The 11880-nt window shown below is 63.3% G+C and carries 11 protein-coding genes; 2 read left to right on the forward strand and 9 right to left on the reverse strand.

All coding sequences use genetic code 11. The features are described from left to right. Positions 1 to 182: 182 nt before the first annotated feature. Complete coding sequence (locus O3301_RS27625) at positions 183 to 1481, forward strand: leucine-rich repeat-containing protein kinase family protein (protein ID WP_305058123.1); 1299 nt, start codon at positions 183 to 185, stop codon at positions 1479 to 1481. A 54-nt stretch (positions 1482 to 1535) separates the two neighbouring features. Here O3301_RS27625 and O3301_RS27630 read toward each other — a convergent pair whose 3' ends face one another. Together O3301_RS27630 and O3301_RS27635 are read right to left on the reverse strand one after the other, a co-directional pair. Further along, positions 1536 to 2801: a nitronate monooxygenase gene (locus O3301_RS27630; RefSeq protein ID WP_305058051.1), complete on the reverse strand. Its 1266-nt coding sequence runs from the start codon at positions 2799 to 2801 to the stop codon at positions 1536 to 1538. Between the two features lie 183 nt (positions 2802 to 2984). After that, a complete protein-coding gene (locus O3301_RS27635; RefSeq protein ID WP_034759416.1) occupies positions 2985 to 3470 on the reverse strand; it encodes a YajQ family cyclic di-GMP-binding protein in 486 nt (161 codons plus the stop codon). Between the two features lie 185 nt (positions 3471 to 3655). Here O3301_RS27635 and murB point away from each other — a divergent pair, with 185 nt between their 5' ends. Beyond that, entirely contained in the window at positions 3656 to 4684 is a 1029-nt protein-coding gene (gene murB / locus O3301_RS27640; protein ID WP_305058052.1) for a UDP-N-acetylmuramate dehydrogenase, read from the forward strand. Positions 4685 to 4749: 65 nt separating this feature from the next. On the opposite strand, the gene O3301_RS27645 is transcribed toward murB, so the two are convergent. Genes O3301_RS27645 through O3301_RS27675 form a run of 7 tightly spaced genes read right to left on the reverse strand, consistent with a single transcriptional unit; the run spans position 4750 to position 11878 of the window. After that, complete coding sequence (locus O3301_RS27645) at positions 4750 to 5064, reverse strand: pyrimidine/purine nucleoside phosphorylase (protein ID WP_099665025.1); 315 nt, start codon at positions 5062 to 5064, stop codon at positions 4750 to 4752. A gap of 25 nt (positions 5065 to 5089) precedes the next feature. Further along, positions 5090 to 6115: a diguanylate cyclase gene (locus tag O3301_RS27650; protein WP_305058053.1), complete on the reverse strand. Its 1026-nt coding sequence runs from the start codon at positions 6113 to 6115 to the stop codon at positions 5090 to 5092. A gap of 10 nt (positions 6116 to 6125) precedes the next feature. Next, positions 6126 to 7178, reverse strand: a complete 1053-nt coding sequence (cheB, locus tag O3301_RS27655; RefSeq protein ID WP_099668186.1) for a chemotaxis-specific protein-glutamate methyltransferase CheB — start codon at positions 7176 to 7178, stop codon at positions 6126 to 6128. 10 nt (positions 7179 to 7188) lie between these two features. Further along, the gene (locus tag O3301_RS27660) at positions 7189 to 9492 is read right to left on the reverse strand and encodes a hybrid sensor histidine kinase/response regulator (protein WP_305058054.1); all 2304 of its coding nucleotides are present in this window, start codon (positions 9490 to 9492) and stop codon (positions 7189 to 7191) included. Further along, positions 9489 to 10175: a chemotaxis protein CheW gene (locus O3301_RS27665; protein WP_305058055.1), complete on the reverse strand. Its 687-nt coding sequence runs from the start codon at positions 10173 to 10175 to the stop codon at positions 9489 to 9491. The genes O3301_RS27660 and O3301_RS27665 overlap by 4 nt, the downstream gene beginning before the upstream one ends. A 9-nt stretch (positions 10176 to 10184) precedes the next feature. Continuing rightward, entirely contained in the window at positions 10185 to 11426 is a 1242-nt protein-coding gene (locus tag O3301_RS27670) for a protein-glutamate O-methyltransferase CheR (protein WP_289899347.1), read from the reverse strand. Further along, on the reverse strand, positions 11423 to 11878 hold the full coding sequence (locus tag O3301_RS27675) for a chemotaxis protein CheW (protein WP_099665020.1): 456 nt from the start codon (positions 11876 to 11878) through the stop codon (positions 11423 to 11425). The genes O3301_RS27670 and O3301_RS27675 overlap by 4 nt, the downstream gene beginning before the upstream one ends. Positions 11879 to 11880 lie beyond the last annotated feature (2 nt).

The following is an 11880-nucleotide window of genomic DNA, read 5'->3' on the forward strand; positions in this document are numbered from 1 at the left end:
AACAGGACCGTGAAACAACTTTGCGCCGATGATAGTGCTGCAACCAGTGTGAAAGTAGGTTATCGTCAGGCTTGTTATTCGAAAAAACCCCTTCCGGTGATCCGGTTGGGGTTTTTTTACGTCCAATGATTTTATGCATGGCATCGATCGCGTGCTAGCTTGAAAGGAATATCTTGTCTGCTGTGCATACACTGGAGCAATTACGCGCTGGCCAACTGGCCGGCCTGCGCCGTCTGACGCTGTCCTGCGGCTTGACGGCATTCCCTCGCGAAATCTTCGACCTCGCCGACAGCCTGGAAATCCTCGACCTGTCCGGCAATGCGCTTGCCACGCTTCCCGACGATTTGCCACGCCTGCACAAGCTGCGCATCATTTTTTGCTCGAACAACCTGTTCACCAGCTTGCCGGCCGTGCTCGGTTCCTGTCCTGCGCTGGAAATGATTGGTTTCAAGGCGAACCGGATACGCCACGTGCCGGCCGCAGCCTTGCCATCCAGGCTGCGCTGGCTGACCCTGACCGACAATGCCATCGAAGCCTTGCCGGAGGAACTGGGCAAGTGCGGACAATTGCAGAAACTCATGTTGGCGGGAAATTGCCTGGACAGCTTGCCCGCTTCCTTGGCGAACTGCCGCCGGCTGGAACTGGTGCGCATCGCCGCCAATCGTTTCACGGCGCTGCCCGACTGTCTGCTGTCCCTGCCACGCCTGAGCTGGCTCGCGTACGCGGGCAATCCCTACACGGAAGCGCGGGAACTGGCGGCCCTGGCCGGTTCAGCCGCAGCGGGCGTCGCGTGGCAGCGCCTGGCATTGGCGCAGCAGCTGGGCGAGGGGGCATCGGGCGTGATTTACCGTGCCCGCCTGGATGGCGTCGATGAGGTCGCCGTCAAAGTGTTCAAGGGGGCCATGACCAGCGATGGCTTGCCGCGCAGTGAAATGGCCGCCTGCGTCGGCGCCGGTGCCCATCCGAGCCTGATTCCCATCCTCGGGACGCTCGATGCACATCCGCAAGGAGCGCTGGGACTCGTCATGCCGCTCGTTGACGCGGCCTTCCGTAGCCTAGCCGGGCCGCCGAGCCTGGAGTCGTGTACGCGCGATGTGTATGCCGATGACGCGCGCTTTGATTTTCCGCAAACGCTGGCGATTGCCCATGGCATCGCCTCGGCCGTGCGGCAGTTGCATGCGCACGGTATCGTGCACGGCGACCTGTATGCCCACAATATCCTGCATGCGGATGCCGGCGCCTGCCTGCTGGGCGACTTTGGTGCGGCGTCCATGTTTGTTCCCGGCTCTCCGCAAGGGGGCTTGCTGCAGGGCATAGAGGCACGTGCCTTTGGCGTGCTGCTGGGCGAGCTGATCGCCCATTGTGCGACGCCTTTGCCGGCCCTGCACGTCATGATGGAAGATTGCCTGCAGGAAGAAGCATTGCAGCGGCCCAGCTTTGAGGTGATCGAACGGGCCTTGCGGGACATGTTCCCCGCATAAAAAAATGGCGCAGCCTTCGCAGGCTGCGCCATTTTTATTTCAGGCTGACAAGATTCAGCTTGCTACCAGGACTTCTTTTTCCGGCAGGGCGATCTGGTTGTCGACGCTGAACTGGTAATCCTTGAAGACGTGTTCGGCCGTCAGGATCTGGTATTCGCCGTTGTCGAGCTTATGCGTGGTGTCCTTCAGGCGGTACGTGTAGTGGCCGCAGGTCCAGCAGTTGAAGTTGCGCATGTGCGTGCACAGGCAAGTCTTGTCCATCACGACGACGGTTTTTTGCTCCGGGTGGGCCGCCACTTCGCGGTTGTACGAGTTGATGTACGCGCAGTTGCCCGTCGCGTCGAGCAGGTAGCCATACGATTCGCAGCCTGGACGGATGCCGGCGCCGATGGCGGGCGTGTTCTTCAGCATGCGCATCGGGTAACCCGTCGGCGAGACGCCATTGACGATGATGTCTTCTTCCGAGGCCTTGTAGTATTCCTGCTTGACCTTGTTTGGCAAGCCGCATTCCTTGGTGACGGTAAAGCGCGTCGCCACTTGCACGCCAGCCGCGCCCGCTTCCAGGAAGGAAACGGCATCGCTGCCCGTGAAGATGCCGCCAGCGGCGATCAGCGGGATATCCAGCTGTTCGGCCTTCAGGTAGGCCAGCAGTTCCGCCGTGATCGTGTGCAGGTCGTAATTGGCCCAGTCCATGCCGAAGCCCAGATGGCCGCCGGCCAATGGTCCCTCGACGATGATGAAGTCGGGCAAACGGTCCAGCTTGGCGTTCTTGCGCAGGAAAATCTGCAAGGCGCGTACGGACGAGACGATGATGCCCAGCTTGGCATCACGGAAACGCGGATGGTCGGCCATCAAGGCGAACGAACCGAAGTGCAAGCCGGCCGACAGGGTGATGCCGTCGATGCCCGCATCCAGCGCCGCATTCAGTCGCACGCGCAAGGTTTCGCGGGGGCCGTTCATCGTCAGCTTTTCCATGCAATTGACGAAGATCAAGCCATCGCCTTTTTTCGCTTCCATGGTGCGGCCGATATGCAGGCGCTGCGCTTCCGCCAGGCGGCCCAGGTCGAATTGCACCACGGCCTTGTCGCTGTTATTGATGTTGAACTTGTACAGTTTCGTCTTGTCTTTGACGAAGGTGGTGTCGAAACGGCGATCCGACACGTCTTCCACCATGGCATCGGAGATATGGCCGATACCGTTCAGCCGGGCCGCTTCCAGGGCCAGCTCCGACGTGGAAATATCCACACCCATTCCGCCTATCATGATGGGCACATATTCTTTTTTGCCAAATCGCAGGCGGAAATCATCAACACGTTTCATTGCTATCCTTAGACTACCGTGGTTATCACTGAGCCAGATGTACGGTCAAGCCCGCTGCCGGTCAGGCGCGCGGGCGCATGTAGCTGTGCGCAGCTTCAATTCTACCCCAAGCGCGCAGGCGCTCCGAGGCAGCTTGCCGCCATGCCGGTGCAAGCGCAGGCCGCAGCGTGCGCATCATCGAAATTAATCGCGGAAATTGTTAAATTCCAGCGGCATGTCGGGCACGTCCTTGCGCAGCATGGCCATGGCCGCCTGCAGGTCGTCGCGCTTGGCGCCCGTGACGCGTACGGCTTCGCCCTGGATGCTCGCTTGCACTTTCATCTTGCTGTCCTTGATGACGCGCACGATTTTCTTGGCATCATCCGATTCGATGCCATTCTTGATCTTGATGATCTGCTTGACCTTGTCGCCGCCGATCTTCTTGATGTCGCCTTCGTCGAGGAAGCGCACATCGACCTTGCGTTTGGTCAATTTGTTGGTCAGCACGTCGCGCACCTGGCTGAGCTGGAATTCCGAGTCCGCGAACGCGGTCAACTCATTTTCCTTGTGTTCGACGCGGGCGTCGCTGCCCTTGAAGTCGAAGCGGGTCGTGATTTCCTTGTTGGATTGCTCGACTGCATTCTTGACTTCGATCATATCGGCTTCGGAGACTACATCAAATGACGGCATGGTCTGTTCCTTTTCTTGTTAAAGCGAGCGCACGCTCGGCGCGCTGGGCCTTGGCGGCTGATTCTGCGCCATGGGACGGCCCTGTTAAAGATGCGACATTTTAACGGACAACGGGCAAGTCGCCCTTGTCCTGAGGTGGTTTTTTGTCGCTTTCGCTCTATAATCGAGCAAAATTTCCCGATCCCATGTCTGCAGAGCTCACCATCGAACACAATTACTCCCTCCAGCGCCTGAATACCTTCGGCATCGCGGCCAATGCGGCCGCCTACGTACGCATCACCTCGCAGGCCGAATTGCACGCCGCACTGCAAGATCCCGCCCTGTCCGCCATGCCGCGCCTGATACTGGGCGGCGGCAGCAACATCGTGCTGACGGGCGACTTTCCCGGCGCCGTGCTGCACATGGCCACGCGCGGCATGCGCCTGGCGCAGGCGGATTTCGAGACGATACTCGTCACTGCCGCAGCCGGCGAAAACTGGCACGATTTCGTGCAGTGGACCCTGGCGCAAGGCGTGGGCGGGCTGGAAAACCTGTCCCTGATTCCCGGCACGGTGGGCGCGGCGCCTATCCAGAATATTGGCGCGTATGGCGTTGAAATCAAGGATTATCTGCACAGCGTGAGCGTCATGCACAGTGGCAGTGGCATCGTCTTCGACATGGACCGCGATGCCTGCCGTTTCGCTTACCGCGACAGTATCTTCAAGCAGGCGGATGGCCGCGAACTGATCGTGCTGGAAGTCACGTTTGCCTTGCCGGCCGAGTGGCAGCCGAACTTGCGCTATGCGGAACTGGCGCAGGCCGTGACCGAACGCAATATTGCCGAGCCGACCCCCCAACAGGTGGCCGACACGGTGATGGCGATCCGCCGGCGAAAATTGCCGGACCCGGCCGTCATAGGTAATGCGGGCAGCTTCTTCAAGAATCCCGTGGTGTCACGGGAGCAATGTCTTGCCTTGTTGGAACGTTTCCCCACTTTGGTACACCATGCGCAGCCCGATGGCACGGAAAAGCTGGCGGCCGGCTGGCTGATCGATCAGTGCGGCTGGAAGGGGAAAAACCTGGGGCCCGCGGGAGTGTATCCCAAGCAGGCGCTGGTTCTGGTGAATAATGGCGGCGCTCGTGGCGCGGACATTACCCGGCTGGCGGCAGCGATACAGGATGATGTAGAGGCGAAATATGGCGTACGCCTGTCGCCCGAGCCTGTGTTTGTCTAAATAGTCAATCCGCGCTTGAAAAAATGTTCAGGGCAACGCAGCCATGGACGTTTTTTCTGCGTGGATTAGCCGAAGTGGCAGACGTAATCTACGGTTTCGACGGTTTCAATATCAAAATAGCTATTGCCCGGTACCTTGAATTGCGTGCCCGCGCCATAGCTGTTCCATTCCGTCGCGTCGGCCAGGCGTACCTTGCACAGGCCGCCGACGATTTCCATGATTTCCGGCGCGCCCGTGTTGAAGCGCAACGATGACGTGAAAATCACGCCCACGCTTTTCTTCGTGCCATCGGCCAGGATGACGTTGTGCGAGACGCATTTGCCGTCAAAGTAGATATTCGACTTCTTGACGACGCTGACATTGTCCAGTTGTGTGCTCATGCTTCACTTTCCTTGCTGTTAAAAATCAGTCCTGGACGTCAGCGGCACTCAGCACGCTGTTGCGTCCGCTGCGCTTGGCCGCGTACAGGGCCTGGTCGGCGCGGTTGATCAATTGCTCGACCGTCGAGTCCGGCGAGGGCACGATGGTGGCCACGCCGATCGAGATGGTGACGATGCCCGTGCTTGCCGCTGGATTTTCGATCTGCAAGCCTTCCAGGTGGCGCCGGCACGCTTCGGCGATCAGCAGGGCCCCTGCAGCCTCCGTTTCCGGCAGGATCAGGGCGAACTCTTCGCCGCCGTAGCGGGCGGCCAGGTCGGCCGGGCGCTTCAAATGTTCCGTCAGCACGGCGGCGACTTTTTTCAGGCACAGGTCGCCCGCCAGGTGGCCAAAGTGATCGTTATAGCTTTTAAAATGGTCGATATCGCAAAACAGCAAGCTCAACGGCGTCTTGTCGCGCTGGCCACGCTGCCATTCGAATTGCAAGGTTTCATCGAAGCGGCGGCGGTTGGCGATGCCCGTCAAGCCATCGAGGGCGGCGAGTTTCTGTAATTCAATATTCGCGTCGGCCAGGTTCTTTTGACTTTCTCGCAGGAAACGAAAAGCCTGGTCGCGCTGCAGGCGGCTGATGTGCGCGTTGGAATGGTAGCGTATGCGCGCCAGCAGCTCCAGGCGGTCCGGCAGTTTCACCACATAGTCGTTGGCGCCGACGGCAAAGCTGTGCGCCTTCAGTTTCGGGTCATCCTTGGCCGACATCACGATCACCGGCACATGCGCGAGCGCCTCGTTTTCGCGGTACAGCTGGATCAGGGCGAAGCCATCGATGCCCGGCATCACGAGGTCTTGCAGGATGACGGTCGGTTGCAAACGCAGCGCCGTGTCCAGCGCCTGCGTGGCGTCGGTCACGTAATGAAATTCGATATCCTGCTGGTCGCTGAGCATGCGCCGTACTGCCTCGGCAATGATCAACTGGTCGTCCACCAGCAGCACGCTGACCTTGAATTCGGTCAATGCGGGCTCATGCTGGCTGAAACTGGAGGAGAATTCTGGCATTGCATTCTTTTCAGATGTTAGGGGAGGGCTCCCACCCATTGTTGAGTTTGGCGCCCAGGCGGCTGCGCAGGCTGGCGCCTATTCTATCCAGGGGCAGGATGTGCTGCGCCGCATCGAGTTCGGCCGCCGCGCGCGGCATGCCGTACACGGCACTGCTGGCCTGGTCTTGCGCGATGGTCGTCTTGCCGGCGCGGCGCATGGCCAGCAAGCCATCGCCGCCGTCACGCCCCATGCCTGTGAGCAATACACCGATGGCGTCGCCGCGCCAGTGCTGCGCCACGCAGTTGAAGAAGACATCGACGGACGGGCGGTAAACATACTCGCGTGGTGCTGCATCGTAACCCAAACGATAATTTTGATCTAGCAGCAAGTGATCATTGGTTTTGGCGATCAGTACCGTGCCGGACACCAGTTCATCGCCTTCGACGATCACGCGCGCGGGCATGCTGAGCTGGTCATCGAGCCATTTGGCGAAGTGCGAGGCGAAGGTTTCATCGATATGCTGCACCACCACGATGGCGCAGCCGGGCGGCGCCGTCCAGCCGGACAGCACCTTGGCCACGGCCGAAGGGCCGCCCGTCGAGGCGCCGATGGCCACCAGCGTGGTGACTTGCCCGTCGGCCCGTTCGCCGCCATTGCCGTTCGCCTGGCGCGGCGGCGGCGTTTCGGCGCTGTGGCGTATCAGCTTGCCGATGGTCTTGATCTTGGCCAGCAGTTCGCTGTCGCCGCCCACTTGTCCCTGCAGCACGGGGGTGGCCGTGACGTCGAGCGCGCCCGCGCCCAGCGCGCGGAAGACCTGGTTGACATTGTCTTGCGGGCGTCCCGTGACCACCAGGATGGCGCACGGGCTTTGCTCCATGATCAGGCGCGTCGCCTCAACGCCATCCATCTCCGGCATGTTCAGGTCCATCAGGATCAGGTCGGGACGGTTGCCCTCGCACATGCGCACGGCTTCGAGCCCCGTGCGGGCGATCCACAGTACCTGGTGTTCCTGCGTGCTGGCCACCACGCGGCGCAGGGCCTCGGCGGCCATGGCGACATCGTTGGCAATGGCAATTTTCATGAAGTACAACTCATAAGCGGGCATCTCCTATCAGGTCGGCCACCGCGTCGAGCAAGGTCTCGTCGTGGAAGCTGCCTTTGGTCAGATAATAGTCGGCGCCGGCGGACAGGCCGCGCGCGCGGTCTTCCGGGCGGTCCTTGTACGAGACGATCATCACCGGCAGCTTGTGCAGGTGCAGGTCCTTCTTGATCAGCGAAACCAGTTCGATGCCATCCATGCGCGGCATGTCGACGTCGGTGATCACCAGGTCGTACTCGCCGCTGCGCACGACGTTCCAGCCGTCGATGCCGTCGATGGCCACGTCGACTTCGAAACCGCGCGCCAGCAGCAGCTTGCGCTCCATCTCGCGCACCGTCAGCGAATCGTCGACGACGAGGATGCGCTTGGCGCGGCGCTGCTGCGCGTGGCCCGCCTGCGCCAGCTGGTGCAGGCCGCCTTCGTGCAGCAGCTTGTCGATCGACAGCAGCAGGTCGGGCACGTCGAGGATCAGCACCGGCTCGCCGTCATCGAGCAGGGCGGCGGCGGAAATGTCGCGCATCTTGCCGAAGATCGGATCGATGGCCTGCACCGCCAGGCTTTGCTCGCCGCGGATGGCGTCGACCACCAGGGCATAGCTTTGCTTGCCGCGCCCGATCACCACCACCGGCAAGTCCTCGGCCTGGTTCGCCGCTTCGCCCAGTTCCAGCACCTGCGCCGCCGAGACCAGGCCCAGATGCTCGCCCTTGAGTTCGAAGAACTGCTTGTTTTCCAGGGTATGGATGGCCGCTTGCGGCACGCGCACCACGCTTTCCACCTTGACGATGGGGATGGCATAGGCTTCGCCCTGGATATCGATCACCAGCGCGCGCACGATCGATTGCGTCAGCGGCAGGGTGATGAGGGCGCGGAAACCCCGGCCCGGCTCCGATTCCAGGCGCACCGTGCCGTTTTGCTGGCGTATCGTCTCGTGCACGATGTCCAGGCCCACGCCGCGTCCGGACAATTGATTGGCCGTCGCCTTCAGGCTGAAGGCGGGCAGGAACAGAAATTCCAGCAGCTCGCCCGGCGACAGCGCGGCGGCCATGGCGGGGCTGGCCATCTTGCGCTCGATGACGGACTGGCGGATCTTTTCCAGGTCGACGCCGCGCCCGTCGTCGCTGATTTCGATGCTCAGCATGCCGGCGCGGTGGCGCGCTTCCATGCGTATCGTGCCCAGCGCTTCCTTGCCCGCGTCGATGCGCTCGTACGGGCCTTCCATGCCATGGTCGATGGCATTGCGCAGCATGTGGTTCAGCGGGCTTTCGATCTTCGCCAGGATGTCGCGGTCGACCAAGGTGTCTTCGCCTTCGATCTCCAGCTGCACTTCCTTGCCCAGGCTGCGCGCCAGGTCGCGCACCATGCGCGGGAAGGCGTGGATGCCGTCGCGGAAAGGGCGCATGCGCAGCGCCAGCACTTCGTCGACCATGCCTTGCGAGACGGCCAGCAGGCGCCGCTCATAGGTTTCGATGTCGGCGATGTGCTCGAGCATGAATTGCTTCAGGGGCTGCGTCTTTTGCAGCGCCAGCAGGGATTTTTCCATCAGGCCCGCGTCGCCCGAGCGGGCAATGGCTTCGTGCAAATGCTCGATGGCGGAAAACAGGCTGCTCTGGTTGCGCTTGAAGCGCTGCAAGGCACCGATGAACGGGTGCATCTGGTGCGCATTGATGCGCGATTCGCTGGCCAGCGACAGCAGCTTGTCGAAATTCTGCGCCTGGGCCTTGGCCGGTGCGGCACCTGTACGCGGCGCGGGCGCGGCAGCTTCTGTCGCTTCCGCTTCCGCGTCCTCTCCCGCCAGGCCGCTGGCCACGGGAGCCTGTGGCGCCACCGCTGCCGGCGCTGGCACGGGCGCCGGCGCCGGGGGCAGGGCCGGCAATTCGGGCAGGTCGGCGATGCCGGCGATGGCGTTCAGGGTCTGGTCGATCTGCGCCGCATTGGCGGCCAGCCACGCTTCGGCGCCTGCGTCGTCCAGGCGCGACAGCTGCACGATCAGGTCGACGCCCGACAGCAGCACGTCGACCCGCTCCGGCGTGAGTTTCAGGCGGCCGTGCTGGGCGGCGACAAAGCTGTCTTCCATGCCGTGCGCCAGCTGCACCACCACTTGCAGGCCGACGATGGCGGCGGCGCCCTTGATCGAGTGCGCCGCGCGCATCATCGCTTCGACGGCGGCCGCATCGCCCGCATGGCGCTCCATGGCCAGCAAGCCGTCGGTGAGAATCTGGGTCTGGCTGTCCGCCTCCATGCGGAACAGGTCCAGCATGGAAAAGGCACTCAGGTCGCCGTGCTGGTCCTGGCTCATCGTAATAGTCTCGCAAGTTGAAAGCCGATCAGCGCCGTGTCGAGGCAGCCGATGCGCATGTCGCCCTCGGTGATGACGCCGGACAGATAGCGCGACAGGCCCTTGTTGATGGTGGCCGCCGGCGCTTGCACGGTGCTCGACGCATAGCGCACGATGCCGTGCAGGTCGGCCACGGGCAGCGCGTAAGCCTGCTCTTCCCAGCGCATCAGCAGCAGGCGCGCAAAGGTGTGGCGGCCGCGGGCCGCCGGCGCGCCCTGTTCGTCGATGCCCAGCAAGTATGCCAGCGACATGCAGGGATACAGCTTGCCGCCGATATTGACGATGCCCGCCAGGCCGCGCCCGCCGCGGTGCGGCAGCACGTGCGGCTTGGCCTGCGGCGCCACGGAGTCGAACACGCGCGTGGGCAGCGCCAGCCATTCGCGGCCGATGCGAAATACCAGCGCCGAGCTGTCGCGCACTTCGCCGCCCGCATCGATCTGGCGGAAGTGGCTGGCCCAGTCGCGCTGGTAGTGTTCATCCACGGGCCGCTGCAGGTTGCGCTGGGCGGCGCCCGCATACACGTCGCAGTTACGGCAATGCACGTTGGCCGGCAGCCTGGGGCAGCTCTGGTCGCCGACCACGCCGATATGGTTCCAGCAGTCGTCGATGGCGTCGGGGGACTCGGTGGCGATGAGGTTGGTCATGCTTGCCCCTTAGTTGGACGCCTGGCGGCGCTGGTAGATGCGCGCCGCGCGCGCCTTCAGGGTGGCGGCAGCCGTGTGGTTGCCATTGCGTTCGGCCAGCAGCGACAGGTGGCACAGCGCCTCGTAATGGTCGGGCTGCAGGTAGATGCAGCGGCGCCAGTAATCGTCGGCCAGGTCCATCTTGCCGGCCAGTTCATTGATGATGCCCAGCATGAAATACGCTTCCGCCGCCTCGGGCACGCGCGCCAGGTGGGCGTGGCATTTTTCGCCCGCTTCGCGCAACTGGCCACGGTCGGCCAGCAGGCGCGCCTCGGCCAGCAAATCGGCTTGCGCGGCCGGCGCCGGCGACGGCACGGACACTGGGCGCGTGCGCGGCGCTGTCGCGGCGGCAGGGGCGGCTGCGGCGGCGCGCCTTGGCGCGGGCGGCACGCTGCGCAGGGGGCGCGCGGCCGGCAGCGGCGCCACTTGCACGGGGCTGGCCGGCGCCGCCGTTTCCTTCTTCAGGGCGAAGGCCTGGCGGAACTGCAGCGGCGCAAAGCCGTTCTGGCAGAACGACGGCACTTCCGCATAGCCGGCCAGCAGCATGCCGTCGTCTGCCAGCAGGGCGGACAGGTTGTGGATGGCCGCGCGCGTGGTCGGCTTGTCGAAGTAAATCAATAGGTTGCGGCAAAAGATGACGTCGTAATGGCGGCTGTAGGTGGCGGTATCGAATTGCAGCAGATTGCCCTGCCTGAAGGTGACTTGCTCGCGCAAGGAGTCGATGATGCGGTAGGCGTCGTCGGCCACGTGCGTGAAATAGCGCTCGCGGAAGGCCACGTCCTGCGCGCGGAAGGCGTTGCGGCCATACACGCCGGCCTGCGCCCGCTCGATGCAGCCGGGGCTCAGGTCATACGCGTCGATGCTGAACGCCTGTTTTGGCACACCGCCGTCGCGCAGCGCCATGGCCATCGAATACGGTTCCTCGCCGCCCGCGCACGGGATCGACAGGATGCGCGTGGCGCGCCCCCGCGCCCAACGTTCCTGCACCAGTTCGACGGTGGCGTAGAACGCCTGCGGGTCGCGGAACAGCCACGATTCCGGTACCACCACCAGCTCGATCAATTGCGTCATTTCGGCCGGCGTGAGCGCTTGCAGGTAGGCTTCGCTATCGCTGAAGCCCGTTTGCTCCATGCGCTGGCCGACGGCCCGCTCGGCCACGGCTTTGGAGACGGACAGGCCGGTCGCGCGGCGCAGCAGGGCTTGGGCCGTCATGCCGCGCCCGCGTCTTGAAACAGCAGCGCGCGCACGTCCGGCGGCAGCAGGTGTTCGAGTTCCACCAGCTGCACGATGCCGTCGGCGTCGCTGGCCACCTGGCCCAGGAACGGCGCGGTGGCCACGCCGCTATCCTCGAGCTTGTCCGCCGCGATGTCGGCGATGCCGCGCACCTGCGTGGCCAGCAAGCCCAGCGCATGCGTGGCGCCGCCAGGCGCGCGGTAGTCGACGATGACGATGCGCGTGTCGAATTGCGCGGCGGCGGCCGGCAGCCCGGCCAGGCGCGACAGGTCGATCACGGGCACGGGCGTGCCGTGCAAGTCCATCAGGCCGGCCACGTAGTCTGGCGTGAGCGGCAACTGTTTCAGCTCCAGCAGCGGCAGAACGCGCACGATGCCGGCCAGGGGCAGGCCATAGCGGTCGCGTCCGATGTGAAAGAGCAGCACTTTCATGG

Source organism: Janthinobacterium sp. SUN211, from assembly GCF_030587315.1.
GTDB lineage: Bacteria > Pseudomonadota > Gammaproteobacteria > Burkholderiales > Burkholderiaceae_D > Janthinobacterium > Janthinobacterium kumbetense.

What these genes read in the sequence shown, in the direction of transcription:
- O3301_RS27630 (WP_305058051.1), bottom strand. Translation starts at nt 2,801, where the DNA reads ATGAAACGTGTTGATGATTTCCGCCTGCGATTTGGCAAAAAAGAATAT.
- O3301_RS27635 (WP_034759416.1), bottom strand. Translation starts at nt 3,470, where the DNA reads ATGCCGTCATTTGATGTAGTCTCCGAAGCCGATATGATCGAAGTCAAG.
- murB (WP_305058052.1), top strand. Translation starts at nt 3,656, where the DNA reads ATGTCTGCAGAGCTCACCATCGAACACAATTACTCCCTCCAGCGCCTG.
- O3301_RS27645 (WP_099665025.1), bottom strand. Translation starts at nt 5,064, where the DNA reads ATGAGCACACAACTGGACAATGTCAGCGTCGTCAAGAAGTCGAATATC.
- O3301_RS27650 (WP_305058053.1), bottom strand. Translation starts at nt 6,115, where the DNA reads ATGCCAGAATTCTCCTCCAGTTTCAGCCAGCATGAGCCCGCATTGACC.
- cheB (WP_099668186.1), bottom strand. Translation starts at nt 7,178, where the DNA reads ATGAAAATTGCCATTGCCAACGATGTCGCCATGGCCGCCGAGGCCCTG.
- O3301_RS27660 (WP_305058054.1), bottom strand. Translation starts at nt 9,492, where the DNA reads ATGAGCCAGGACCAGCACGGCGACCTGAGTGCCTTTTCCATGCTGGAC.
- O3301_RS27665 (WP_305058055.1), bottom strand. Translation starts at nt 10,175, where the DNA reads ATGACCAACCTCATCGCCACCGAGTCCCCCGACGCCATCGACGACTGC.
- O3301_RS27670 (WP_289899347.1), bottom strand. Translation starts at nt 11,426, where the DNA reads ATGACGGCCCAAGCCCTGCTGCGCCGCGCGACCGGCCTGTCCGTCTCC.
- O3301_RS27675 (WP_099665020.1), bottom strand. Translation starts at nt 11,878, where the DNA reads ATGAAAGTGCTGCTCTTTCACATCGGACGCGACCGCTATGGCCTGCCC.